Source organism: Streptomyces sp. NPDC017520 (genome assembly GCF_044329855.1).
In the GTDB taxonomy this organism is placed as follows: domain Bacteria; phylum Actinomycetota; class Actinomycetes; order Streptomycetales; family Streptomycetaceae; genus Streptomyces.
In genome coordinates this window covers 21,027-45,973 of record NZ_JBIRKB010000025.1, presented here as the reverse complement: position 1 = coordinate 45,973, position 24,947 = coordinate 21,027, and the positions used below count along the sequence as shown (strand labels likewise).

Annotated in this window: 20 protein-coding genes, 2 tRNA genes and 1 pseudogene; 11 read left to right on the top strand and 12 right to left on the bottom strand. The window is 72.2% G+C overall.

What is annotated here, in order from left to right:
* Window positions 1-33 precede the first annotated feature (33 nt).
* The 3 genes from ACH4KB_RS35445 to ACH4KB_RS35435 all read left to right on the top strand — a co-directional run bounded on the left by ACH4KB_RS35445 (window position 34) and on the right by ACH4KB_RS35435 (window position 2,284).
* Window positions 34-873, top strand: a complete 840-nt coding sequence (locus ACH4KB_RS35445) for an HAD-IIA family hydrolase (protein ID WP_398070803.1) — start codon at window positions 34-36, stop codon at window positions 871-873.
* A gap of 153 nt (window positions 874-1,026) precedes the next feature.
* Window positions 1,027-1,593, top strand: a complete 567-nt coding sequence (locus ACH4KB_RS35440; RefSeq protein WP_398070800.1) for a hypothetical protein — start codon at window positions 1,027-1,029, stop codon at window positions 1,591-1,593.
* A 1-nt stretch (window position 1,594) separates the two neighbouring features.
* Window positions 1,595-2,284 carry a class F sortase gene (locus ACH4KB_RS35435; protein ID WP_398070798.1) on the top strand — a complete coding sequence of 230 codons (690 nt, stop codon included), beginning with the start codon at window positions 1,595-1,597 and terminating at the stop codon, window positions 2,282-2,284.
* A gap of 69 nt (window positions 2,285-2,353) precedes the next feature.
* On the opposite strand, the gene ACH4KB_RS35430 is transcribed toward ACH4KB_RS35435, so the two are convergent.
* The 4 genes from ACH4KB_RS35430 to ACH4KB_RS35415 all read right to left on the bottom strand — a co-directional run bounded on the left by ACH4KB_RS35430 (window position 2,354) and on the right by ACH4KB_RS35415 (window position 7,517).
* The gene (locus ACH4KB_RS35430) at window positions 2,354-3,289 is read right to left on the bottom strand and encodes an LAETG motif-containing sortase-dependent surface protein (protein ID WP_398070796.1); all 936 of its coding nucleotides are present in this window, start codon (window positions 3,287-3,289) and stop codon (window positions 2,354-2,356) included.
* A gap of 337 nt (window positions 3,290-3,626) precedes the next feature.
* Window positions 3,627-4,166 (bottom strand): hypothetical protein, encoded by a 540-nt coding sequence (locus ACH4KB_RS35425; RefSeq protein ID WP_398070794.1) that lies wholly within the window; start codon window positions 4,164-4,166, stop codon window positions 3,627-3,629.
* Between the two features lie 30 nt (window positions 4,167-4,196).
* The gene (locus ACH4KB_RS35420) at window positions 4,197-7,001 is read right to left on the bottom strand and encodes a DNRLRE domain-containing protein (protein WP_398070792.1); all 2,805 of its coding nucleotides are present in this window, start codon (window positions 6,999-7,001) and stop codon (window positions 4,197-4,199) included.
* A 442-nt stretch (window positions 7,002-7,443) separates the two neighbouring features.
* Window positions 7,444-7,517: transfer RNA gene (locus ACH4KB_RS35415), tRNA-Lys, on the bottom strand.
* Between the two features lie 192 nt (window positions 7,518-7,709).
* Between ACH4KB_RS35415 and ACH4KB_RS35410 the strand changes: the two genes are divergently transcribed.
* The 4 genes and pseudogenes from ACH4KB_RS35410 to ACH4KB_RS35395 form a co-directional block, all read left to right on the top strand.
* Window positions 7,710-9,002 (top strand): peptidoglycan-binding protein, encoded by a 1,293-nt coding sequence (locus tag ACH4KB_RS35410; RefSeq protein ID WP_398070790.1) that lies wholly within the window; start codon window positions 7,710-7,712, stop codon window positions 9,000-9,002.
* 5 nt (window positions 9,003-9,007) lie between these two features.
* Entirely contained in the window at window positions 9,008-11,233 is a 2,226-nt protein-coding gene (locus tag ACH4KB_RS35405; RefSeq protein WP_398070905.1) for an SPFH domain-containing protein, read from the top strand.
* A 246-nt stretch (window positions 11,234-11,479) separates the two neighbouring features.
* Window positions 11,480-12,070 (top strand): lytic polysaccharide monooxygenase, encoded by a 591-nt coding sequence (locus ACH4KB_RS35400; protein WP_398070788.1) that lies wholly within the window; start codon window positions 11,480-11,482, stop codon window positions 12,068-12,070.
* Window positions 12,071-12,096: 26 nt separating this feature from the next.
* A pseudogene (locus ACH4KB_RS35395) lies at window positions 12,097-12,615 on the top strand (AMP-binding protein); the annotation flags it as partial.
* Between the two features lie 290 nt (window positions 12,616-12,905).
* Here ACH4KB_RS35395 and ACH4KB_RS35390 read toward each other — a convergent pair.
* From ACH4KB_RS35390 to ehuB, 6 genes are all read right to left on the bottom strand, one after another.
* Window positions 12,906-12,979, bottom strand: a tRNA-Lys gene (locus tag ACH4KB_RS35390).
* Between the two features lie 112 nt (window positions 12,980-13,091).
* Entirely contained in the window at window positions 13,092-13,850 is a 759-nt protein-coding gene (locus ACH4KB_RS35385) for an IclR family transcriptional regulator (RefSeq protein ID WP_398070786.1), read from the bottom strand.
* Window positions 13,851-14,017: 167 nt separating this feature from the next.
* The gene (gene ehuA, locus ACH4KB_RS35380) at window positions 14,018-14,875 is read right to left on the bottom strand and encodes an ectoine/hydroxyectoine ABC transporter ATP-binding protein EhuA (protein ID WP_398070783.1); all 858 of its coding nucleotides are present in this window, start codon (window positions 14,873-14,875) and stop codon (window positions 14,018-14,020) included.
* A complete protein-coding gene (gene ehuD, locus ACH4KB_RS35375) occupies window positions 14,865-15,506 on the bottom strand; it encodes an ectoine/hydroxyectoine ABC transporter permease subunit EhuD (RefSeq protein WP_398070781.1) in 642 nt (213 codons plus the stop codon). Before ehuD ends, ehuA begins: the two co-directional genes overlap by 11 nt.
* Complete coding sequence (gene ehuC / locus ACH4KB_RS35370) at window positions 15,503-16,234, bottom strand: ectoine/hydroxyectoine ABC transporter permease subunit EhuC (RefSeq protein ID WP_398070779.1); 732 nt, start codon at window positions 16,232-16,234, stop codon at window positions 15,503-15,505. The genes ehuD and ehuC overlap by 4 nt, the downstream gene beginning before the upstream one ends.
* Window positions 16,235-16,252: 18 nt before the next feature.
* Window positions 16,253-17,155 carry an ectoine/hydroxyectoine ABC transporter substrate-binding protein EhuB gene (gene ehuB / locus ACH4KB_RS35365; RefSeq protein ID WP_398070777.1) on the bottom strand — a complete coding sequence of 301 codons (903 nt, stop codon included), beginning with the start codon at window positions 17,153-17,155 and terminating at the stop codon, window positions 16,253-16,255.
* Between the two features lie 224 nt (window positions 17,156-17,379).
* Between ehuB and ACH4KB_RS35360 the strand changes: the two genes are divergently transcribed.
* Window positions 17,380-17,847 carry a hypothetical protein gene (locus tag ACH4KB_RS35360; protein WP_398070775.1) on the top strand — a complete coding sequence of 156 codons (468 nt, stop codon included), beginning with the start codon at window positions 17,380-17,382 and terminating at the stop codon, window positions 17,845-17,847.
* Here the strand turns inward: ACH4KB_RS35360 and ACH4KB_RS35355 are convergent.
* The gene (locus ACH4KB_RS35355) at window positions 17,819-18,820 is read right to left on the bottom strand and encodes a D-2-hydroxyacid dehydrogenase (protein ID WP_398070774.1); all 1,002 of its coding nucleotides are present in this window, start codon (window positions 18,818-18,820) and stop codon (window positions 17,819-17,821) included. The genes ACH4KB_RS35360 and ACH4KB_RS35355 overlap by 29 nt on opposite strands.
* A 248-nt stretch (window positions 18,821-19,068) precedes the next feature.
* Here ACH4KB_RS35355 and ACH4KB_RS35350 point away from each other — a divergent pair, with 248 nt between their 5' ends.
* Both ACH4KB_RS35350 and ACH4KB_RS35345 read left to right on the top strand, forming a co-directional pair.
* Window positions 19,069-19,833, top strand: coding sequence for a decarboxylase (locus ACH4KB_RS35350; protein WP_398070772.1), 765 nt, complete (start codon window positions 19,069-19,071; stop codon window positions 19,831-19,833).
* Between the two features lie 180 nt (window positions 19,834-20,013).
* Entirely contained in the window at window positions 20,014-21,180 is a 1,167-nt protein-coding gene (locus tag ACH4KB_RS35345) for an LLM class flavin-dependent oxidoreductase (RefSeq protein WP_398070770.1), read from the top strand.
* A 105-nt stretch (window positions 21,181-21,285) separates the two neighbouring features.
* On the opposite strand, the gene ACH4KB_RS35340 is transcribed toward ACH4KB_RS35345, so the two are convergent.
* Window positions 21,286-23,121: a putative bifunctional diguanylate cyclase/phosphodiesterase gene (locus ACH4KB_RS35340; RefSeq protein ID WP_398070768.1), complete on the bottom strand. Its 1,836-nt coding sequence runs from the start codon at window positions 23,119-23,121 to the stop codon at window positions 21,286-21,288.
* Between the two features lie 508 nt (window positions 23,122-23,629).
* Between ACH4KB_RS35340 and ACH4KB_RS35335 the strand changes: the two genes are divergently transcribed.
* On the top strand, window positions 23,630-24,919 hold the full coding sequence (locus ACH4KB_RS35335) for a M6 family metalloprotease domain-containing protein (protein WP_398070903.1): 1,290 nt from the start codon (window positions 23,630-23,632) through the stop codon (window positions 24,917-24,919).
* Window positions 24,920-24,947 lie beyond the last annotated feature (28 nt).

Below are 24,947 nucleotides of genomic sequence, written 5' to 3'. Positions count from 1 at the left end.
AGCACGCAGTGCGTACGGCAGGAGTCCCGACACATGGCAGAGCGCAAGCCCATCTCATCCTGGCTCACCGACATGGACGGCGTCCTCATCCACGAGGGCACCCCCATCCCCGGTGCCGATGCCTTCATCAAGCGGCTGCGGGATTCCGGGCTGCCCTTCCTCGTCCTCACCAACAACTCCATCTACACCGCGCGCGATCTGCACGCCCGGCTGAAGCGCATGGGCCTGGACGTGCCCGTGGAGAACATCTGGACCTCCGCGCTCGCCACCGCCCAGTTCCTCGACGACCAGCGCCCCGGCGGCACGGCGTACGTCATCGGCGAGGCCGGTCTCACCACCGCCCTGCACGACATCGGGTACGTCCTCACCGACCACGACCCGGACTACGTGGTGCTCGGCGAGACCCGGACGTACAGCTTCGAGGCGCTCACCAAGGCGATCCGGCTGATCAACGCGGGCGCCCGCTTCATCTGCACCAACCCCGACGAGACCGGACCGTCCGCCGAGGGCCCGCTGCCCGCCACCGGCTCGGTCGCCGCCCTCATCACCAAGGCCACCGGCAAGGACCCGTACTTCGCGGGCAAGCCGAACCCCCTGATGATGCGGACCGGCCTCAACGCCATCGGCGCGCACTCCGAGACCAGCGCCATGATCGGCGACCGGATGGACACCGACGTCCTCGCGGGCCTGGAAGCGGGCATGCAGACCTTCCTCGTCCTCACCGGGCTGACGTCCGTCGCGGACATCGACCGCTACCCGTACGGCCCCTCGCACGTCGTCGAGTCCATCGCCGACCTGGTGGACCTCATCGACCTGCCGGACCAGGTGGACCAGGGGAAGCAGCAGGCGGGCAAGGCGGACGGGGCCGCGTAGCCGGACCGGCGCTGACCTGCGCGGGCCGCATCCGCGATCGTCCGAACCGTCCTCCGCACCGTCGTCGGCACCGTCGCCCTGACGTCGCCCGAATGGAGGACTGCGGATGCGGGCCGCCGCCGCGGGCGTGAACCTTCCCGTAGGAGGTTCACGATGCGTTCACTGCCCCTCACGTTCTGTGCCGCAGCGGCGGCCGCGCTCATAGCCGTGCCCGCACCCGCCGCCCTGGCATCCCCGGCCGCCCCGGCCGGTGACGACGACCGGCGCACCGGCACCGTCTCGGTCACCCCGTCCACCATCGCCCCCGGCGGGAAGGTGGAGCTGTGGGTCGATGTCTGCGGCAAGGGCCGCGAGGCGACCGGCAACTCCGACGCCTTCTCCTCGGAGGCCCGCTTCCGCCCCGCCGACGACCAGGGCCTCTTCGCCGAGGCCCGGATCCGGGACGACGCCGAACCCCGCTCCTACGACGTCCGGGTGACGTGCAAGGACGGCCGGGGGAAGGCGACCGGCACCCTCACCGTCGTCCACCACCACCGCCCCTCGCCCGCCGCACCCGTCAAGGCGGGCGGCGGAGGCGCCGTCACCCTCGCCGAACGGTCCACCGAGGCCGAGGGCCCCGGCACCCGGCACGCGGTGATCGGTCTGGTGCTCGCCGCCGTCGCGGCCGTCGCCGTCGCCCTGCGCACCTCGCGCCGGCGCCGTGACCCGGCCGGCAGCTGACATGGGAGCCCCGGACCGCCCGGCAGGCAACGGGCGACTGCTCACCGGAGTGACCTGGGCCGTGCTGCTGCTAGGCCTGTGGATCTGGGGCCGGGAGGCCGGCGGCGGGCTCGGCGGCCTGTCGGGGCCCACCACCGGCGATGTGGCCGCGGTCGGCCGCCCCCTCGGGGCGGAGCTGCCCCCGGCCCACGACCCGCTCGACGGGGCGGCCCCCGAACGCGTCGAGGTCCCCTCCGTGGGGATCTCGGCCCCCGTCATCACCCGCGGCCTCGACCGGGACGGGGCCATCGACCCGCCCCCGTACGGCATGCCGAAGACCGCCGGCTGGTACGGCGACGGCACCCAGCCCGGCGCGAAGGGCGCGGCCCTGTTCGTCGGCCACGTCGACACCGACACCAAGCCGGCGGTCTTCTACGGGCTCAGCGCGGTGAAGCCGGGCGCCCGGATCGAGGTCACCCGGGCCGACGGCAGCGTCGCGGAGTTCACCGTGGACGACGTCCAGCTCGTCACCCGGACACGCTTCGACGCGCAGAAGGCGTACGGACCCCGCGAGGACGGCCGGGCCGAGCTGCGGCTGATCACCTGCGGCGGAACGTACGACCACGAAACCCGCTCCTACACGGCGAACGTGGTCGTCTCCGCCTACCTCACCGGTGCGCAGGCCACGGCGGAGCGGAACAGCCAGGTCTGACGGCCCTCTGCCTCGACGGGCGGCCGGAGCCGTTCATCGAGGCAGAGGAACCAGGGGGAGCGGACCGCGTCAGCCGTTGCGGTGGGCGCTGCGGCGGCGCATGGCGAACAGCACGCCGCCACCGGCCAGGAGCAGGGCGACAGCGCCGCCCGCGATGGCGACGGTGTTGTTGCTGCTGCCGGTCTCGGCGAGGTCGCCGGAACCACCCGCGGTCGCGGGCTGCGACTCGGAGGCCGTCGGCGTGGGGGCGGGCTCGTCCGACGCGGACGGTGTGCTCGAAGGCGTGTCGGACGGCGTGCCCGAGGGGGTGTCCGAGGGGGTGTCGGAGGGGGTGTCGGACGGCGTCGTCCCGGGGGACGGCGGCGTGGACGTGCTCTGGCTGGGGGACGGCGAAACCGGGTCCGGAGACGGCTCCGTGACGCAGTCCTTGCCGCCCTCGGGCCCGTTCCACGCGGCGATCAGCTTGTCACCGATGACCGCGCCGTCCGGCCCCTTGGGAGCCGGGCCGTGGCCTTCGCCCTCCTGGCCGTCGTAACGGGTGCTGCCCTTGTACAGGTCGATCTGGGCGAAGCAGCCCGCGTCGGGGACGGGGATGGTGAGCGTGTCGGATGCTCCGTCCGCGACGCTGACGGTGTCGAAGCCGACGAGCACCTGCTGCCCCGACTTCGCGAACGTCGGGCCGTGCGCGAGGTAGGAGGCCAGTGAGACGGTGCAGCCCCCGCCGTCCCCCCGCACCTGGAGGCTGATGGTGCCGTCGGCCGCGGGCGTGATGGCGGCCAGACCCTGCTGGGCCGTCCACGGCTTGCCGTCCGACAGAAAGGCGCACTTGGTCTCGGCCGGGTCGACACCGCCCGGCAGCGTCCGGGGCTGGGTGTAGCCGGAGGCGTCCTTGTCACGCCATCCGCTGCCGCCGTCGGTGGCAGCGGCGGTGCCGGTAGCCGCGACCGCCGCCCCGAGAGCCAGGGCTATGGACACCGGCACGCGCCGGGTGAAGCTGTGCAGCATGGGTTTCCTTATTTTCCGGTGTGTCGCAGGGGGCGAGCCCGGCTGAAAGATCGGCTCCAGGACGCACGTGTGGCATCGCACGACGTGCCACCGGGGAGGGGAAACACCCGGAACACCCTGGGGGTCGGGCTCACGAGGCATATTTGCCGTAGACCGCGGGGTTGTCAATCAAAGGGCGACGAACAAGAGCGGGTGGCAGTGACGCTGACGTGTCCTCAGCCCGTTCTCCGCCCGCGCACACGCGGTCACGGCGCGCGTGGGCCCGATATGCGCAGGGCCCCGGGAAGTCTCCCGGGGCCCTGCGGATGTCAGGCGTCCATGGTGCTGAGCGCTGGTGCTAGTCCGTCAGTCGCACGGAGAAGTCACACCACGCGGTCCACTGCGAAGTGGCGGGGCCGTCCTGGACCCGCACCCTCCAGCGGTAGTCGCCGTTGCCGAGCCTGCCCTGGGGGAACTGGTAGACAGCGGTGTGACTGGCCTTGGTGGTGGCCTTCTTGGTGAGCACCGGACTGCCGTCCGTCCCGGTCACCTCGAACACGACCTTCCGGCCCGGCCGGTCCGCGTCGGGCCTATCGACGGATCCGGGGGGCGTCACCGATTCGAGGGTGGCGGCCAGACTCGGACTGTCGGTAGTGACCCGCGGCGGGTTGTCCGGGATGCCGCAGAACTGGAAGCCCGAGTAGGCGTTGTCCGAGATCCGCGGCACCCCGGGGGTCGCGAGGAGCAGGTCGGGGTCGCCGGCGGGCGCTGCCCGGGTGCTCTCCGGCTTGGGGTCGGCCATGGAGAAGGGAGCGGCCACCGCTCCGACGACCAGGGCGGCCGTCAGGGCGATCGCGGCCCGTGACCACGTACCGGAGTTCTTGTTCAACAGACGCATCGCTTCTGTCTCTTCCTGGAGGTGGGCGGGCTACTTGACGGAGAGCGCGTGGTCGGTGTTCGCCGTGGTGACCCGCTCGCACCGGTAGGTGGACCAGCGGTGCTCGGCGACCAGTTTCTTGCCCAGCGCGTCACAACCGCCGAGGTTCTTCAGCGTCTCGTAGGCGACCCAGGTGGCTGACGTGTTGTTCTTCATCTCGTTCGCCGCGACGTAGGCGGCGGCGTCGGCGCCGGAGGTGACACCCTCGGTGCCGTCCCAGTCGTAGTGCACACCCAGCCACACACGGGCGACGGCGTTCTCGTTCGCCGCCGCCGAGAAGCTGCTGAAGGTGCGCGTCACACCGGTGGCGTGCGGGTCATTGGTGGTACCGGTGAAGGTGATGTCGTCGGTGGCGAACCACTGCTCCATCGCCTTCGCCCACGCGCCGCCGAAGGTGGCGTGCCCCGAGACGTAGGCGGGGAAGGCCGGGGAGAAGTGATTGCCCTGGTGGTTCTGCGACAGCGGCTGCCAGTTGGGATCGACCGTGGTGGCCGCGTTGCCGTCCCCGTCGAGCCGGATCGCGGACTCCGGACGCCACAGGTCCAGGTCGGTCCGGTACTTGGCGTCCCAGGCGACGATGCTCGCATCCGCCATGGCGAAGGCGGTCAGTGCGAACAGCTTGGCGTTCGCGGTGACGGACAGCCCGCGGTCCCGCGACACGGTCTGGGTGAACTCGAAGAGCTGGCCCGGGGGCTTGTAGGTGCCGTCCAGGTCGTTGGCCCAGAAGAGAGCCGCCTGCGTCTGGTCGGCCGTGCGCTGGGTCGAGTCGGATTTGCCGAGGGACTTCACCTGGTTGACCTGCTTGGCGTACTCCGCGCTCCGCAGTACCTCGGAGCTGCCGGCGAGCGTGGCGAGGCTCTTCGGACGGAACTGGGAACCGGATGCCATGCCGAACGGCTTGAGCAGGCCCCAGCCCGGGGTCTCGGCGTTGCCGCTTCCCGTGGGCCGCCACTGGCCGGGGGCCGTGCTGGGCGTGTACGAGGTGTTACTGGTGGCACCGTCGCTCTGCCGGTCCTGGATCATGGCCGCCGCGGCCTGCTGGCCGACGGAGGTGCCGGCCGCACGCTGGGCGCCGGTGACCCCGGCCGGGATGGTGGCGCGAGCCTTCGCGAGATCCTCGTCGAAGTTGCGCTGCGGGTACACCGACCGCAGCACGTCGAACGCCGCGTGGTCGATGGCGCTGTTGATGTCCGGCAGTTCACCGGACGAGGCGACCTTGACGAGGTAGGCGTCCCCCAGGCACTTCGTGGAGCCCTGGGCGCACTGCGCGGAGTTCGCGGCGTCGTAGATCGCGCCGTGCATCATCGCGCCGGCCCGGGCCAGCGGCCCCGGAGCGCCGCCGATCTGACGGTAGGTCGCCTGCAGCACGTCGTTCCAGTAGGTGACGTGGTCCTGGACGGGGTCGGCCGGGACCTCGTAGGTGACCAGCATCGACGGTCCGTTGCTCGGCGCGTCGCCGGAGGCGAAGATCTTGTACGCCTTGGTGTCGGCCTCGTCGGTGGCGCGGATGCCGATGGCGTTCTCCGCACGGTCCGCCACGGCCCATTCCTTCACCAGGCCGGTGACATCGGTCTGGATCCACTGGGAGCCGCAGGCCGGGGAGTGGCCGAGGGTCTCTGTGGAGGTCGCGGCCTTCGAGCGCCAGGCGGGCTGGTTGCTCCAGCGGGTGGAGGCGGAGGTGAGCCCGGTGTCCCAGAGCTCCCATGACCTCGGCTCGCAGGAGTCGGACCAGACCGCGTAGAGGTTCAGCTCCGCGTTGAGGATCTCCTTGCCCGAGACGACGAAGTTCCTCGGGAAGTGCACGAAGGAGCGTGCCGCCTGCTTGCCGTACTCACGGCCGACGGGCAGGTCGATGGAGGCGGAGAGATCCTCGGTCACGCCGTCGCGTACGGCGGTGTCGAAGTTGGTGCCGAAGAAGACGGCAGGGTCGATGGTGACCGGGAACTGCGTGTCCTTGTCCGCGAGGAACTCCCGGTCAGGGGTCAGCCGCAGCTCCAGGTCCTCGCCCTGCCCCGCGACCTTCAGGCCCACAGGGGCGCGGTTGGTCGCCGCGAGCCCCTGCTTGTTGCGGGAGGCGTCCCACATCACCGGGGCAGGGAGCCTGCCCACGGTCTTCTTGGTCCTGGTGTCGGTGAACGTGACGGAGCTGTCCGCGTTCTGCGTGGTGTTCAGTCCCTCCGCCGAGAGCGGGAGAGTGATACGGGCCGCCGCGTCGGCCGCCGATCGGTCCTTGACCACCAGATACTGCTCGAACCCGGTCCGCGTCGCCTCGACCACCAGGTCGGTGGCGGGCCGGACGTTCACATAGGTGGCCTTGTTGCCCTTGAGGACGGGGTCGGGCAGCGCGCCCTCCCAGCCCAGGCTGACCTGGTGCGCTCCGCCGCCGAGCGTGACCAGGTCGCCGCCGGCGGCGCCGGTGCGCCCGGCGAGCTCAAGGCCGCGGGGGTGGCTCTTGGCCCGCACCGAACCGTCCTCGGCCTTCTCCAGGTCGACGTCGATGGCGGACCAGGTCGTGCCCTCGCGGAACCGGACCGGTCCGGCGTGGGTCTCCTGCGTCATGGTGCCGTCGGGGTTGGCCCAGAGTGTGGTGTTCTCGGTCCGTGCGCCGAGAACCTCGATCTGACGCTCCTGGGCAGCGGCGGCGACACGGGCCGACACTTCGTCCGGGGCCTCGGCGGCCTTGTCGCGCGCGGGCGCCTGAGCGGCGTCGGCCACCTTCCTGCCCTGCGTGCCGTCGGCGACCGCGGTGCCGACCGTCACACCGACCTCGGCCAGCAGCAGCACGGACAGCGGCACGGCCAGTGCCCTCAGCCGTCGTGCGCCCCCGCCTCTTCGTGCGGACTCAGCCACGGACAGGCGTATGGATCTTCGCATCGATGAACCCCCCCAGTAATCGTGCATCTGTTCGATAACGCGAGTCGAACAATGGCACCTCATCGCTGCCCCGGGCCACCCCCTTTTCCCGTCTTCGACAAGTGATCTTCGCCATCAGGGATCTTTGCGGGTTCACCGCACCTGGTCGGCCGATCGGGTGTATCTACTCCGGCGGCGAGGGGGTGCGAGGCGCGAGGCGTGGGCGGCCCGCCCTGCCGCACCGGCCTGCCTGCCGGCGGCCCGATCGCGTCGCGGAGTTGCGGGACCGGACCCTCGTAGGCGCACGTCGCTGCGGGGGTCGCCCGATGGGGGCAGGGAACGATCAAAGCCCCCTCACTGAACGTGAGGGGGCTTTGACTGTGCGTGCGCCGTCAGGGACTCGAACCCCGGACCCGCTGATTAAGAGTCAGCTGCTCTAACCAACTGAGCTAACGGCGCCTGCTGACCTGGAGAACTCTACCCGACTCCCAGGGGTGCTCCGAACCATTTACCGGACGCCACGCCCTGTCAGATAGTCGTTTTTTTCCTTTGTTCCGTCAAAATGCGATATGTCAGGAGAGTTAAGAGACTGACGCCCGTTACGGCTGCGCCCAAAGATCTTGACGAATGACGAGTGCGGAGGGGAATCGCATGACTGTGCCGGTCTTCGAGGAGTACGAACCCGCCATCGACTGCGGATGTGCGGGGTGCGCCGTGCGGCGCCGCTCCGCCGCGAGGGCTCTGCCGGTGGGGCGCGGCGGCCACCCCGCCGCGCACGGCGCACGCCGCGCCCTGGTGCTGGCCACGGCCGCCGGGGTGGTCCTCTCCTGCGGAGCCGCGGGTGCGTCCGCGGCCGCGGGGTATGTCCCTCTGGCCCCGCGCGCCGACGGGGGAGCCGATCCGGAACCGGCGACCCCGCAGGGGGAGAAGGGGCCGCTGCGGGGCGCCGGCGCATCGGGCCCGCCGTCCGCCGGATCGGCCGCGCCGAAGACGACCCGGGCCGAGATCATCGACCGGGCCAAGCGGTGGGTGAGCGCGAAGGTCCCGTACAGCATGGAGAAGTACTGGTCGGACGGCTACCGCCAGGACTGCTCGGGCTATGTCTCGATGGCCTGGAACCTCGGCAGCAACGAGTGGACCGGCAGCCTCGCCGCTTACGGGACCCGGATCGCCCGCGCCGACCTCCAGCCCGGCGACATCCTCCTCTTCCACAACCCGGCCGACCCCTCCGAGGGCTCGCACGTCACGATCTTCGGCGGCTGGACCGACTCGACGCGCACCCGTTACGTCGCCTACGAGCAGGCGCGCCCGCGGACGCGGAAGCAGTCGACGCCCCTGGCGTACTGGAACAACTCCGACCGTTACGTGGCGTACCGGTACAAGGGGGTCACGGGTGGATCGCCCGGCTCCGGATCCTCCACCGCCTTCCCCGGGGCCGAGCAGTTCGGCCCCGGCACCAAAAGCGATCACGTCACCCAGCTCGGCCGGATGCTGGTCCAGCGGGGCGGCGAACGTTTCTACGCGGTCGGCCCCGGGCCCGTGTGGACCGCGGCCGACCAGAGGGCGACCCAGGCGTTCCAGCGGGCGCAGGGCTGGCAGGGCGAGGAGGCGGACGGCCTCCCGGGCCCGCACACCTGGCACCTGCTGGCCACCGGCGACGGACGGAACATTCCGGCCGCCGGTGCGGGCGGCAGCCCGAATACAGCCGTCGCGTTCCCCGGACGCGGCTATTTCAAGCCGGGTCAGTCCAACAGCCATGTCGACCGGCTCGGCGAACAGTTGGTGAAGAAGGGATACGGCAAGCACTACGTGTCGGGCCCCGACCCGCGCTGGACCGAGGCCGACCGCCGCAACGTCGAGGCGTTCCAGCGGGCCCAGGGCTGGCGCGGCGGAGCGGCCGACGGCTATCCGGGGCCGGAGACCTGGCGCCGGCTCTTCGCGTGACGGACGTGACGGACGTGACGGAAAGGAAGCGGTACCCGGTGACCCCCAACGACGACCAGACCCCCCGGACCACCCCCACCCCCAACTCCCTGGACGACCAGCTCCCGCCGTCCCTCTTCGCCCCGCCGGGCGAGGGAAGCCCGCCCCCGCTCTTCGGTTCGGCCGCCGACAGGACCCCGCCGCCGGAGCGTGGGCTTCCGCCCCGACCGGGCGCCGACTCCGCACCTCCGCAGGACGCGAAGCCCGCGCCAGGGCCGGTGCCGGAGGCCGGGTTCGGGCCGGAGGCCGGGTCCGGGCCGGAGGCCGAGCTTCCGCCGCCGCTGTTCGGCCGCGCGGGCAAGGGCTCCCCGCCCCCGCTCTTCGGTTCGGCCGCCGACGGGACCCCGCCGCCGGACGGTGAGCTTCCGCCTTCCCCTCCGCCGGACGACGCGCCTGGACCGACGCTGCTCGGCCGCGCGGGCCGGGACTCCGCCGCATCCGACGCCGGCAAGGCCCGGTCCGCGACTCCTGGGACCGGAGCCCCGGAGTCCCCGAACGCGAGCCTGCGCCTCGGCCCCACCCCGGGCCGCCGGACGGGCGGGCCGGGCCCGATCCCCGCCGCCGCTGCCGCTGGTCGCGCCGACGATGCCTCCGTCGGTGAGCGTCCCGCCTCCGACCGTGCCACCCCGGGCCGCCGGACGGGCGGGCCGGCCCCGGCTGTCGCCGCCGACGGCCGCCCCAGCCCCGGCGGCCCTGTGCCGCTCGACGGGAACCTCCATCTCAAGCCCGTCCGGCGTTTGAGGACGGAACGCTCGGCGGAGTGGACCCCGCATCCGTCGTACGGGGCCGAGCCGGGCGCCGGCCAGGGCCCTGCCCGGCAGGCCCCGCCCGGACACGGGCCCCAGGACGGCGACCCCGGGCCCGACACCGAACTGGACCTCGTCCTGGACCTGGCCCCCGGCGGCAGGCCCGCCTCCGCCACGTTCTCCGTACCGGTACCAGTACCGGTACCCGCGTCCCCGACCGCCGCCGCGACACCCGCTCCGGCCGCGACGACGCCCTCGTACCCCGGCCGCCGCCACTCCGTCATCGCCAACGAGACCACCGCCTCCATCCCCGTACACCTCCTCTTCCGAGACGACCAGGAGCCGGCCGAGCCGGCCAAGCCGGCCGAGTCGCGCGATCCTGGCGCCGCGGCGGCGCTGCCCGCGGCCGTCGTCCGCCGCCCCGCCACCGACGACCGCCGCCCCGCCACCGACGACCGCTCGCCCGCCACCCGGCGGCCCCCCGTGCCGCGTTCGCCGCAGACCCGCGTCCAGCCGTCGACCCGGCCCGCGCCGGTCGCCGACCCCCGCCTCGCCGAACGGCCCGGCCCCGCCCTGCCCGGCTCCGCCGCCCTCCTCGTCGGCGCGGCCGCAATCGCCGGCGGACTGGCCGTCCTGTGGTGGCGCGGCGCACTGCCCGCCGCCTGGCAGACGGCCGTCGGCCTCGCCCCCCGGGCCGACCTCGGGATCGGCTTCGGCGCCTGGGCCCTGCTCGCCCTCCTCGCCACCGTGGTGCTCCTCGCGCTCGGCGGCCTCGGGCGGGGCCGGGTCGGGTACGCGTGGGTGCTGACGCTCTTCGGCGACTACCGGGGCAGCGTCCGGCGCACCGGCCTCGTCTGGGTCTCGCCCCTGCTGCTGCGCCGCCGCGTCGACGTACGGCTGCGGCACTGGCGCAGCGAGCCGCTGCCCGCCGTCGACGCGAACGGCACCGCGTTGCGCGTGGTCGTCCTCGTGGTGTGGCGGATCGAGGACACGGTCCGGGCCGTCCTCGGCATCGAGGACCACGAGGCGTATCTGAGCGCACAGGTCGAGGCCGCGATGGCCCGGGTCCTCTCGCAGCTGCCCGCCGACGCGTTCCACGAGGACGCCCCGAGCCTGCGCGACGCGGAGGCGGTCGGCGACGCCCTGACCCGGATGCTGAAGGCGGACTGCGAACCCGTGGGCGTCGAGGTGTACTCGGCGCAGCCGACCGGCATCGAGTACGCCCCCGAGGTCGCGGCGGCGATGCAGCGGCGGCGGATCGCCGCGATCGACTCGAAGCACCGGGACAGCGTGCTCACTTCCGTCGTGGACGCGGTCGACGACACCGTCAACCGGCTCACCACACGCGGCATCGTCGAACTCGACGACTACGAACGCAAGGCACTCGTCAAGGACTTGACGGTCGCCTTCTACACCGGTCGCAGCGGGGGAGGAGACGGGGCCTGAGGTGCTCGGCGGGCGCCGGGCGAGGTGGGGGAGGGGTGTGGGGGCGGCCCGGGGCAGTCGGCCGGCCGCTGGAATATGACCCCTCATTGGTCTGGACATGTTCACGTCCCGTCAATAATCTAAGACTTGGTCTAGACCGCAGCACCTCGCATGCACAGCACCACGCACCAAGTACCACGTACCAAGCGCGCAGCAGTCGAGCAATGCTCATGGAACCTCCCCCACGTTCTAGAGGAGCGACAGCCCATGCGGAAAAAGGCAAGCGCGGCCGTGATCGGTCTGGCGATAGCGGGCGTCTCGGTGCTCGCGACCACGAGCGCCAGCAGCCACGGCTACACGGACTCCCCGATCAGCCGTCAGAAACTCTGTGCCAACGGCACGGTGACCGGCTGCGGCAACATCCAGTGGGAGCCGCAGAGCGTCGAGGGGCTCAAGGGCTTCCCGGCGGCAGGACCGGCGGACGGCAAGATCTGCTCCGGCGGCAACGGGCAGTTCGCCCAGCTCGACGACCCGCGTGGCGGCAACTGGCCCGCCACCCAGGTCACCGGCGGACAGGGCTACAGCTTCCGCTGGCAGTTCACCGCCCGCCACTCCACCAGCGACTTCCGCTACTACATCACCAAGGACGGCTGGGACTCCACCAAGCCGCTCACCCGGGCCGCGCTCGAATCGCAGCCCTTCATGACCGTGCCCTACGGCAACAAGCAGCCTCCGGCCACGCTGACCCACCAGGGCACGATTCCCACGCAGAAGAACGGCAAGCACGTCATCCTCGCGGTGTGGAACGTCGCGGACACCCAGAACGCGTTCTACGCCTGCTCCGACGTTAAGTTCTGACGCTCCTTCAGTTATCGTGCGGCGCCATGAGAGGTACCGGCACCGTCGCGGAGCTCGTACGACGTCAATGGGGTGACCACCGGCCCGCCCTGAAGCACGGCCCCACCGTGCTCAGTCATCACCAGGTGGTCGAGGGCGCCGCCGCACGGGCGGCGCTCCTCGCGGACCTTCTTCCGCGAGGCGGTGTGCCGCACCTCGGCATACTGCTGGACAACACCCCCGAGTTCCCGCTGTGGCTCAGCGCGGCGGCCCTGGCCGGGGCCGCCGTCGCGGGGATCAACCCGACCCGGCGCGGCCCCGAACCGGCCCGCGACATCCTGCACACCGAAGCCCCGGTCCTGATCACCGAGCGCGCCCACCTGCCGCTCCTCGACGGCCTGGAGCTGCCGGGTGTACGGGTCCTGGTCACCGGCACCGAGGCGTACGCCGCCCTCCTTGCCCCCTACGCGGGCGCCCGGCCCGGCGACGCGGTCGTCGCCCCGGTCGGCGCCGACAGCCGCATGCTCCTCTACTTCACCTCCGGCTCCACCGGCGCGCCCAAGGCCGAGAACCTGGCCGCCGCGATGATCGAGCAATTCCTGGCCCGCTGGGAGGAGGCGGCCGCCACCGCCGTCCACGCGGTCCCGGACCCGGTCACCGGCGACCAGGTGACGGCCGCCCTGGCCCTCCGGGCGGGCGCGGCCTTCGACCCGGCCGGCGACGGCTCGTACGCGCCGCTGGACGCCGAGGGCCTCCAGGCCCTGCTCGCCCGCTGCGCCGAGCACGGCAGACCACTCTGACCAGGGAGAAAGCACAGTGGGCGGCCTCCGTGAAGGAGACCGCCCACTGTGTGTCGTGCGCCGTCAGGGACTCGAACCCCGGACCCGCTGATTAAGAGTCAGCTGCTCTAACCAACTGAGCTAACGGCGCCTGCTGACTCGAAAATAATACCTGGTCCGAATGAGTGCTGATGACACCCCTCGTCGCCCCGCCCCCCGGGCCCGGGGGGACGCCGCCGCCCCGCGCGGATCCGGTCCGGCCGCTACAGCGCCAGTGACAGCAGAACCGGCGCCGCCCGGCGGCTGAGGAGGTCGGCCGCCGCCCGCAGCCGGTGCGCGTCCTCGATCGGCAGTGACAGGGCGAGGCAGCCCGCAGCGGAGCCGGCTGTCAGCGGCACGGCCGCGCAGACGGTGCCCACCGCGTACTCCTGGAGATCCAGCACCGGGACCGTGGCGGACTGGGCGTCCAGCTGCGAGAAGAGGATCTTCTCGCTGGTGATCGTCCGGGAGGTGAGCCGGGCCGTCCGGTGCCGGGAGAGGTGGTCGCGCCGCCCGTCGTGGTCGAGCTGGGACAGCAGGCACTTGCCGACCGCGCTGGCGTGCGCGGAGGAGCGGAAGTCCACCCACTCGTTGACCGCCGGCGTCAGCGGCCCGTCCGCGACCTGCTCCACGCTGACCTCGCCGTCGACATACCGGCTGAGATAGACCGCGGCGCCGACGGAGTCGCGCAGCTCGGTCAGGATGTGCTGGAGGCGGTCCTCCAGGGCCTGGCGACGGGCCGCCCCGGAGCCGAGCAGCAGCAGCGAGGCGCCGATGACGTAGGCCCCGTCGCTGATCTGCTCCACGTAACCCTCGCGGCGCAGGGTGAGGAGCAGGGAGGCGAGGTGGCCGGTGGGCAGCCCCGTATCGCGGGAGATCTGGGCATCGGTCACGCCGTTGCCGTGCTGGGAAACCGTTTCGAGCACGCGCAGGGCGTACTGCACCGAGTGGAACGGCGCGGTCGGCTCGGGCTTCAACGCCACGGTGCCCCCCTACCAGGTTGTGACCGCAAGCTTTCGCCTCACGATAGCCGCCGAAACCCCCGTACGGGGCGTCAGTCGACGAGCCGGTGGGCGCGCCCCGGAGCTGTCAACTGGGGCGCACCCGCCTGGCATATGCCACCGTCATGGGCGGAGTCTCAACCGCGAGGTCACAGCACCGCGTTGAGGAACTCGCGCGTACGTTCGTGTGACGGATCGGAGAAGATTTTTTCCGGGGATCCGGCCTCCACGACCCGCCCCGCGTCGAACATCAGCACCTTCTCCGAGACGTCCCGGGCGAAATTCATCTCGTGGGTCACGCAGAGCATGGTGATGTCGGTGTTCCGGGCGATGTCCCCCAGCAGCTCCAGCACGCCCGCCACCAGCTCCGGGTCGAGCGCCGACGTCACCTCGTCCAGGAGCAGGATCTCCGGCTCCATGGCCAGCGCGCGGGCGATGGCGACCCGCTGCTGCTGCCCGCCGGAGAGCTGCGAGGGATGGGCGTCGACCTTGGCGGAGAGGCCGACCAGGTCCAACAGCTCCCGGGCCCGCGTCTCGGCCTCCTCGCGGCTCTTGCCGAGCACGCTGACCGGGGCCTCGGTGATGTTCTCGATCACCTTCATGTTCGGGAAGAGATTGAACTGCTGGAAGACCATCCCGATCTTCTTCCGGGACTCGCGCAGCTGCTTCTCGCCCGCGGGCTTCAGCGAACCGTCCGGGGCGCGGACGTGGGTCAGCGGGGAGCCGTCGACCCAGATCACCCCGTCGCTGATCTTCTCCAGCGTCATCAGCAGCCGCAGGATCGTGGTCTTGCCCGAGCCGCTGGGCCCGATCAACGTGACGTGCTCGCCGCGGTCCACGGTGAAGTCCAGCTCGTCCAGGACCACATGGTCGCCGTAGCGCTTCACCACCTTGTCGAACCGCACCAGCGGCTGACCCGTGCGCGCGGTGGCCGGGGCGGCGTCCTCGGGAGCTGCGGCCGGCCCCGGCGACTCCGTCTTCTTCAGGGGGAGGGGTTCAGTGGCCAAGGCGCTTCTCCAGCTTTCTCATCAACAGCGACGTGGGGTAGCTCGCGACCAGGAAGATCAGGCCGGCGAGGGTGAACACCTCGGTGTACGCGAACTGTTCGGCCCCGTACTTCCGGGCCTCGAAGACCATCTCCTGCACCGTGATCACGGCGAGGAACGGCGTCTCCTTGAACATCGAGATCGCGTAGTTCCCGAGCGCGGGCAGCACGTTGCGCACCGCCTGCGGCAGGATCACGGCCTGCCAGGTGCGCCGGGGCGACAGCGACAGCGCGCGGCACGCCTCCCACTGGCCCTTCGGCACGCCGTCGATCCCGGCCCGGTAGACCTCGGAGGTGTACGCGGCGTAGTGGACGCCCAGCACGGCGATGCCGATGTACAGCGGCTCCACCGAGTTGAACAGGGCCGCCGCACCCACCAGTTGGACCAGCAGCGGGGTGGAGCGGACGAACTCCGTGACAAGCCGCACCGGGACCGTCACGAACCTGCTGGGCGCACGCCCGGCCATCGCGACGGCCAGTCCCAGCACCGCGGCCACCAGGGTGCCGAGCACCGTGGCGAGCAGGGTGACCTTGAACCCCTCCAGGAGGAGGGGCAGGGACTCCCCGACGGCGTTCCAGTCGAAGCCGTTCACCGGGTACCTCCCACGGCGGTCGTGGCCGCGCTGCGGCTCCTGAACAGGCTCTTCGCGCCGGTGTCCAGGCCGAGCCGCCGCTTGGCGCTCCGCTCCAGCAGATTCATCAGCATCGTCAGCGCGTACGCCAGGACGAAGTAGGCGGCCAGCAGGGTCAGATAGGCGGTGAGGGTCTCACCGGTACGGTCGCGCAGCTGCTGGATCACCGTCATCAGATCGGCGGCGGAGATCAGCCACAGCAGCGGGGTGCACTTCAGCAGCTGGATCAGCAGATTGGTGAAGCTCGGGATCATCTGGACCCAGGCCTGCGGCAGGATCACCTTCCACAGCCGCCGGGACGGGCTCAGGTTGAGCGCGATCGCCGCCTCGTACTGGCCGCGCGGAACGGAGTTGATCGCACCGCGCACCACTTCGGCGCCGTACGCACCGTAGTTGAGGCCGAACGCGACCACGCCGCAGACGACCGGGGTCAGTTCGTACCCGGTCAGCAGCGGCATCGCGTAGTAGAGCCAGAACAGCTGGATGTAGAGGGAGGTGCCCCGGAAGAACTCCACGACCACCCGGGAGAGCCCCCGGGCCAGGAGCAGCCGGCTGCCCGCCATCAGGCCCAGCGCGAAGGCCAGCACCCCGGCCAGCAGCGCGCCCAGGACCGTGGCCTGGAGCGTCACCCACAGGCCCGAGCGGACCCGGGGGAGCTCCTCGACGAGGAGGGAGAAGAAGTCACTCATGCGTGCGCGTCCGCCCCGTCAGCCCTTGCACAGATCCGCGGTCTTCAGGTCGGCGGGCGGGATCTCCGTCTCCCCGAACCCGTACGGCTCCAGCAGCTGCACATAGCGGGAGCGGTCCGACACGATCTTCTTCAGCTCGCGGTTGAAGGAGTCCCGCAGGTCCTCGTTGCCCTTGCGGAACACCGCGCCGCCGGGGGAGAACTGCTCCTTGCCGTCCAGCTGCGGCACGAACGCCTCGGTGACCTCGGTGTCCGGGTTGGTCTTCGCCAGCCAGCGGAGCGAGATGCCGGTGAGCAGGAAGGCGTCGACCCGGCCGCCCTTGACGGCGTCGGCCCCGTCCTGCGGCTTCTGCAACGTCTTGATCTTGTCCTCGGCGATGCCCGCGCCCTTGGCGTAACTGCCCTCGACCGCACCCGACATCACGCCGACGGTGATCCCCGCCTCCTTCGCGGAGGCCAGATCGGTGATCTTCTTCGGGTTGCCCTTCTTCACCATCAGAGCGGTCGGCGAGATGAACTCCGGCTCGGAGAAGATCGCGTTGCCGCAGCGCTCCGGGGTGATGGCCATGCCCGCGCTGACCACGTCGTACTTCCCGGCCTGGAGTCCGGGGATCAGGCCGTCCCACTCGGAGAGCGTCGGCTTCAGCTCGTCCACCCCGAGCGCCTTGAAGATCTCCCGGTGCAGTGTGGGGGCCTCGCCCTTGAGCTCCTCGCCCTCCAGGTATCCGTACGGGGCCTCGTTGGCGTAGGCCACCCGTACGAAGCCCTGCTTGCGGAGCTTCTCCAGGGCGCCCTCGCCGGTCGCGGAGCCGGAGTCGGTCTTGCTGCACGCGGTGAGGAGGCCGGGAACGACGAGGAGGCCGCCCACGGCCGCCGATCCGTTGAGGAAACCCCGGCGGGACAGGTTCGGGAATTCAGCCATGGTTCGCAATCTCCTGGAGGTCGAACAGTCCGGACAGAGTGACCCCCTGCCCGATCCCGTACGTCTATGCAGGAGGCAGGGGTCATGTAACCCAACAGTGGCCGGAAGGTGACCTTCCCGTGCCCGGAGGAGAGCGGAGCGCTACCGGGGGAGTGCGGGGCGTGTTCCCCCGTCACGTGGGGCTCATGACTCCGCATCAGCCACTTCTGTGATCTGGTGGCGCCATGGTTGCCATATGGACAAGCGTCGTAGCGGTCGGGGGCACGCTCATGGGCGCAGTGGTCACGCACCTCTTCCAGCGCCTCGCGGCCTCGCGCGCCGAGCGGTTCGCGCGGTCGGAGGCGCTCCGGCAGGAGCGCACGGCCGCCTACGCGTCGTTCGCCGCGGCGGTGGAGGACTACCGCCACGGCCAGGCGGGCCGCTGGTACCGCATGAGGGAGGGGCGTACGGAAGACGCCTTCATCGAGGCGCGCGACGAGGCCCACCGCCTTCGCACCGCCACCCGGCACGTGCTCTACCGGGTCAAACTGCTCACCGACGACCGAGAAGCGGTCCTCGCCGCCGAACAGGCCTACCGGTGCGTACGGGACGTGTCGACCGCACAGGACCAGGCCGAGCACGACGCGTTGGACGCCGGGGCGAGGCAGGCGATCGAGGAGTTCATCACCCGGGCGGCGCCGCTGACCCGTTGACACCCGGGCCCGCGCCGTCGGGCAGGTCCGTGGACGGTGCGTGACCGAGGGCCTTGTCGACCGTGTTCGGCAACGGCAGGCCGCGCGACCACTGTTCGTACATCGCCACGAACTGCTCGCCCAGCCGGTCCCGCCAGCCCGCGGTGTTCCCGCCCAGGGCCGGTGTCAGGACGAGCCCCGGGACGTCCCACAACGGGCTCCCGGGGGCCGGTGTCTCCTCCTGGAAGGTGCTGAGCGCCGCCCCCGCGAGCCAGCGGCGGTTCAGCGCGTCCACCAGGTCGGCCTCGACCACCGTCGCCGCGCGCCCCGCGCCGATGAACCGCGCCGACGGCTGGAGCAGCCCGAAGAACCGGCTGTCGAACATCCCGCGCGTCGACTCCGTGAGCGGGACCGCCGCGATCACCCAGTCCGCCCGCGCGGCCAGCCGGTCCAGATCCGCCACCCCGTGGATCGTGCGCCGGGCCGTCCGTCCCACCAGCGCCACCGTGAGCCCCAGGCCGTACAGCAGCCGGGTGACCTCCCGGCCGACCGGTCCCGCGCCCACGACCAGCGCCCGCGAACCGGCGACCCGCTGCCCCTCCCGCTCGTGCGGGCGCCGCTGCCGCCGGCACTCCAGGACGCCGGGGAGATCCGTGGCGAAGGCCAGCACCAGACCGGCCACGCACTCCGCGACCGGCCGCTCGAAGACGCCCCGCGCGTTGGTGAGGACGGTGTCGGACGCGACCAGCTCCGGGCAGAGCACCCGGTCCACGCCCGCGCTCGCCGTGTGCACCCAGCGCGGCCGGGCCCCCGGTCCGGGCCAGGCCCGCCGCACCGCGTCGGACGCGAGGTCCCACACGAGCAGGACGTCGGCGGCCGGGAGCAGCCCGGCGAGCGAGGAGGCGTCCGCGTGCCGCACGTCCACCCGGCCGGTCAGCCGGCCGAGCCGCGGGGAGGGCGCGGCGTCGAGGACGAGCAGGACGGGATCCGGCATCGCTGGTCGGCCCTCCGTGGCGGAACGGACGTACGGGATCCGCCCACGCTCGCAGCAGGCTCCCCCGCCGTCAACGAGGCCCGGCCGCGCGCCCCGGTGCTCGCGCGGGGGAATACTGGGAACACGTCGGGGCAAGAGTGACCGGTCGCGCGGTCGCGGCCGCCGGAGCGTCCGGAGCGGCCCGCAGCGACCCCCTGGCGGGGCCGCCGCGCAGTGCGGCGAGCCGTCGACGTACGGGAAGGGTGGACATGACGACCGTAGGACTTCTCTACCCGGGCCACGCCGCCGAGGACGACTACCCACGGACCGAGATCCTGCTCGACACCGACATCCGGCTGCCCCTGTTCTCCACCGGGACGGGGGAGGACGCCTACCGTCCCGACGCGCTGCGTGAGCAGGGCGCCCCCGGCCGGATCGCCGAGGGCGTCGAGGAACTGCGTCTCGCCGGGGCCGAGGCGCTGCTGTGGGCCTCCAGTGCCGGCAGCTTCGCGCCGGGCTGGGAGGGCGCCCACGAGCAGGTCGCCACCCTCGCCCGGAGCGCGGGTCTGCCCGCCTCCAGCACCTCGATCGGCTTCGTCCACGCGGTGCGGGAGCTGGGCGCCGGCCGGGTCGCCGTCGCCGCCCCCTACCCCGAGGACGTCACCGGGCTCTTCGCGGAGTTCCTGGCGTCGGCGGGCGTCGAGGTGGTGGCCGCCGCGTCCGGCGGGGCAGCGTCCTCGGCCGAGGCCGGATCCTGGGCCCCGGAGCGGGTGAAGGGGCTGGCGCGGGAGGCCGACCACCCGGACGCCGAGGTGGTGCTGATCCCGGACACCTCCCTGCACACCTCCGCGTACCTCCCCGAGCTGGAGGAGCTGCTCGGCAAGCCGGTGCTCACGGCGAACCAGGTCACGGTGTGGGAGGGGTTGCGCCTCACCGACCGCCGGACGTGGGCCCCCTTGCTCGGCACCTTGTTCGCCACCCGTGAGCCGGTGCTGAGGTCGCTGGAGCCGAAGGGCATCGAGGTACGGGAGTAGCCCCGGCGTCCGGTCGTCCGGTCGTCCCGGTCGCTCGGTCGTCCGGTCGTCCCGGTCATCCGGTCGTCCGGGCCGTCGGGACTCGGCACCGGATGATGCGCGGGAATAAGCGGAGCCATCCTCCTGTTGTAGCCCTCCGATACGCAGCCGCACGACAGCAGTACCGGGAGAGGCCGACACGTGGACGAGATCCGAGGCGACGAGACCCGCAGCGACACGAGTGGTGACGCGGCCGGGGGTGCGAGCGGCGGCCCGGCCGATGCCGACGGGATCCGGGGCGCCGCAGCCGGAACGGCCGCCGTTCCGCTGTCCGTGCTCGATCTGGTCACCGTCGGGCAGGGCCGCACCGCGACCCAGGCCCTGCGCACCAGCGTGGACATCGCGAAGCTCACCGAGAGCCGCGGCTTCCACCGCTTCTGGGTCGCCGAACACCACTCCATGCCCGGGGTCGCCTCGTCCTCCCCGGCCGTGATCCTGGCGCACATCGCCGCCCACACCGAGCGCATCCGGCTCGGCTCCGGCGGGGTGATGCTGCCCAACCACGCGCCGCTGGTGATCGCCGAGCAGTTCGGCACCCTGGAGGCGATGGCCCCGGGCCGGGTCGACCTCGGCCTCGGCCGGGCTCCCGGCACCGACGGCGCGACGGCGGCGGCCCTGCGCCGCAGCGACCGGCTCAACGAGGGCGCTGATGACTTCCCGCAGCAGCTCATGGAGCTGATCCGGTTCCTGGACGACGACTTCCCCGACGGGCACCCCTACGCCCGGATCCACGCTGTGCCGGGCCCGGTCCAGGCGACCGCCCCCGGCGGGGTGCAGTCCGCCCACCGGCCGCCGGTCTGGCTGCTGGGCTCCTCCGGCTTCAGCGCGCGGCTGGCCGGCACGCTGGGGCTGCCGTTCGCCTTCGCGCACCACTTCTCGGCGCAGAACACCATTCCCGCACTGGACCTGTACCGCGAGTCCTTCCGGCCCTCCGCCGCGCTGGACGCCCCGTACGCCGTGATCGGGGTCTCGGCGCTGGCCGCCGACGACGAGCGCGAGGCCCGCCGTCAGGTGCTGACCGGCGCCCTGTCCATGGTCCGGCTGCGCACCGGCCGGCCGGGGCTGATCCCCAGCCCCGAGGATGCGGCGGCGTACGACTTCTCCCCGATGGAGCGGGAGTTCGTCGACGGCTGGCTCGCCAACGTGATCCACGGCACCGCCGACGAGGTCCGCGGTGGCCTCGACGACCTGGCCAAGCGGACCGGCGCCGACGAGCTGATGATCACCGCCAACGCGCACGGCGGCGAGGCCCGGCTGCGCAGCTACGACCTGATCGCGGACGCGTACGGCCTGCCGGCCGCTCCGTAGGGCTGCCGCCTGCCGTGGTCGGGTCCCGGTCAGCCCTCCAGCGGCCGGGACCCGACCGATCACGCTCGGCCAGCCGTCAAGTGGCCGGGACCCGACCGGTCATGCTCAGCCCTCCAGCGGCCGGGACCCGATCAGCCCGGCGATCTGCTCCGGCGCCACGGCCCGTGAGTACAGCCACCCCTGCCCGGTGTCGCAGCCGATCCGCCGCAGCCGCTCCGCCTGCCCGGCCGTCTCCACGCACTCAGCGGTGACGGTCAGGCCCAGGCGGTGCGCCAGCTGCACCATGGCCTCCACGATCGTCTCGTCGGCGGGGCTCGGATGCGTACCGTCCTCGTACCGGAAGCCCTTCACGAACGCCCCGTCCAGCTTCAGCACGGAGACGGGCAGCCGGCTGAGGTAGGCGAGGTTCGAATAGCCGGTCCCGAAGTCGTCGATGGCGATCCGTACGCCCATGTCGCTCAGCGCCTGGAGCGCCCGCAGCGGACGGCCGCCCGAACCCATCACCGCCGACTCGGTCAGCTCCAGCTGGAGCAGCCCGGGCGCGAGTCCGGTCTCGGCCAGGATCTGTGCCACATCGGCCACCAGGTCGGAGTCCCACACCTGCCGTACGGCGACGTTGACGCTGATGAACAGCGGCGGCTCGTCCGGGTGGTCGAGCTGCCAGCGCCGCGCCTGCCGGCACGCGGTGCGCAGCACCCACCGGCCGAGCTGGACGATCGACCCGTCCTCCTCGGCGATCTGGACGAACCGATTCGGCGGCAGCACACCGAACTGCGGATGGTTCCAGCGCACCAGCGCCTCGACGCCCCGCAGCACCCCGTCCGCCATCCCGACCAGCGGCTGGTACTCCAGCGTGAACTCGCCGCGCTCCACGGCGGGCCGGAGCGTGGAGGAGAGGGACTGCCGGGTCATGCGGTGGGCGTTGCGCTCGGGGTCGAACAGGGTCCAGCGGGCCTTGCCGTCCGCCTTCGCCCAGTACAGCGTGGTGTCGGCGGCCTGCATCAGACCCGTGGGCGAGGTGCCCGCCGCGGTCCGTTCGACCACCCCGATCGACGCGGAGACCGAAAGTCGCTGTCCGGCGAGGTCGAACGGCTGCTGGAGCGCGGCGAGGACCGAGCGGGCCAGCTCGGCGAGTTCCTCCGTGCCCGCCGAGTCCTCGACCAGGATCGCGAACTCGTCGCCGCCCAGGCGCGCCACCAGCCGGCTGCCGCCGGCACTGCGTGAGGCGTCGTTCTCGGCGCAGTCGGTGAGCCGCGCGGCGACCGCGGCCAGCAGCCGGTCCCCGGTCCGGTGCCCCAGGGTGTCGTTGATCGCCTTGAAGCCGTCCAGATCCAGGTAGCAGAGCCCGATCCGGGCGTGCTGCCGAGGCGGCAGGGAGTCGTCCTGGTACGGCGGGGTCTCCAGGGCCGAGGCGAGGCGCTCGAAGAACAGCGTCCGGTTGGGCAGCCGGGTCACCGGGTCGTGCATCTGGAGGTGACGCAGCCGCTCCTGGAGCTCGCGCCGGTCGCTGACGTCCGCGACCGTCAGCAGGACCCGGGCCGGCTCCGCCGCCGACGCCCCGGTCATCGGCACGACGGTGATCTCGGCCCACAGGGAGCGCCCGTCGGGGTGCTTGAGGCGGCGGGTGCAGCGGAACCGGGAGCGGCGGCCCAGCAGGACCTCGCGGTAGGCGTGCCAGGTGCGGTCGTCGGACGCGAGGTCGAGCAGCTCGCTCGCCTGCCGCCCGGCGAGGACCGCCGCCGCGGTGCCCAGGAGCCCGCCGAGCGCCTCATTGGCCCGTACGACGTGGCCCCGGCCGTCGATGACGCCCATGGGGAGCGTGGCGGCGTTGAAGGCGGCCCGGTAGTCGCGCAGTTCGGAGGCGGTGGGATCGCCGTCGGCGGGGGGTGGGGTCCCGGCGCTGGGGTCCCAGGGCGTTCGGTCCGTGACCGGCGGGCCCATGTCCGTTGGGTCTGTGGCCGTTGGGCCCATCGCCGTCGTATGACGCTCCGTGACCGGCGCGGGGGGCACGCCGGAGGCCGTGCCTGCCGGGGCGCTCGGCCCTTCGGAGGTTCCGCTCACCGCTCGCTCCCGCTGTGAAGGTCGTCGTGAACTGGTGGGGTCGGACTGGCCACCGAGTGGCGGTCCCGTGAACGGGCCCGTTCCACGCGGGAAAGCGTGGTGAAGCATAGAGGGTGCCGCGTCGGCCCTTCCAGCTCACCATCCGGTCCGGGCCACCGTGCGGGTCCGTCAGGTGACGGGAGCAGACGTTCCGCTTTGCCCGATCCTGATCATTTCTGTGCGGATCTGTTTCATCGAGTGGCGCGAATGGTCGATGGTGACGTTCCGTGAAGGTGTGGGTGGCGATTCTGTTCCGCTGAACCCGTGTGGGGCAGCACAACAGGGCGTGGCGTGGTGAAGCGGCACAGGGTGGACGGGATGGACCGTGTTTCCCCACCCGGAGGTCGATGTGCCGTGCCGTCGCGGACCCGGGGGAGCGGAACGGCCGCCGCTGCGCAGTCTGGCCGCCGCCGCCACCTCCCTCCTGGCGCTCGCCGCCACGTCCCTCGTCGCGGGCCCCGCCGCGGCCGCCATGGAGGACGCCACGCCCTGCGCCCTGCCCCGGACGGCGGCGCACCACTCGCTCGGCCTGGACACCTGGAACACGGCGTACCCGCGCCCCGACCGGGGGCTGGACGCGGTCATGATCTTCCTGTCCTTCCCGGACTCCGAACCCACCCTCACGCCCGAGGCGCTCACCGCCGACCACTTCCCCGCCACGACCCGCTTCTTCGAGCGTGCCAGTTATGGCCGGTTCACCCTGCGCCCTCATCCGCGGCGGACCTGGACGCAGATGCCGCGCGACTCCACCTGGTACGGCATAGAGCGTGACTGGAACGCCGAGCGGCGGACCGCCTACCTGCGGGACGCCATCGACGCAGCCGACCCGGACGTGGACTTCTCCCGGTACGACGTCGTCTACCTGGTGGCCGACCCCGACGCCCCCGGCGTCGACTCCGACGCCACCAAGGTCGTCAACTTCGACCGGCCGCTGCGCGCCGACGGCAGTGACATCCGGCGCGTCGTGACCGTCTTCGAACAGCACCCGCCCGACCGCAACGTCCTCGCCCACGAGACCGGGCACGTCTTCGACCTCGCCGACCTCTACCACCGGCCCACCGACGGCAAGGGCGACTGGGACACCCACGTCGGCGACTGGGACGTCATGGGCAGCCAGTTCGGCCTCGCCCCGGACCTGTTCGGCTGGCACAAGTGGAAGCTCGGCTGGCTCGGCGGACGCCAGGTCGTCTGCGTCCGGGGCTCGGCCGACCTCACCCTCGAACCGGTCGCCGCCGCCCCGGTCCCCGGCGGGTCGATCGGGACCCGGCTCGCGGTCGTCCGCACCGGTGCCGACAGCGTCCTGGCCGTCGAGGCCCGCAGCGCCACCGGGAACGACCGGGACACCTGCGCCGAGGGCGTCCTGATCTACCGTGTCCGCAGCGAGACGGCCTCCGGCGGGGGGCCCGTCGAGGTGGTCGACGCCCACCCGGACACCGGGGCCTGCTGGGACCGCTCGGTCTACCCGCCGCTGGCCGACGCCCCGCTCGCCGTCGGGGAGACCTTCACCGTGCCGGGCGACGACACCCGCGTCGAGGTCGCCGACCGCACCCCGTCCGGCTCCTGGACCGTCCGGATCACCACCGGCGTCCGGAACGGCCCTGCGGAGAGCCCCGGGGAGGACTTCGCCGCACACGGGTGAACGAAGAAGCCCCCCGCTTCCGCGGGGG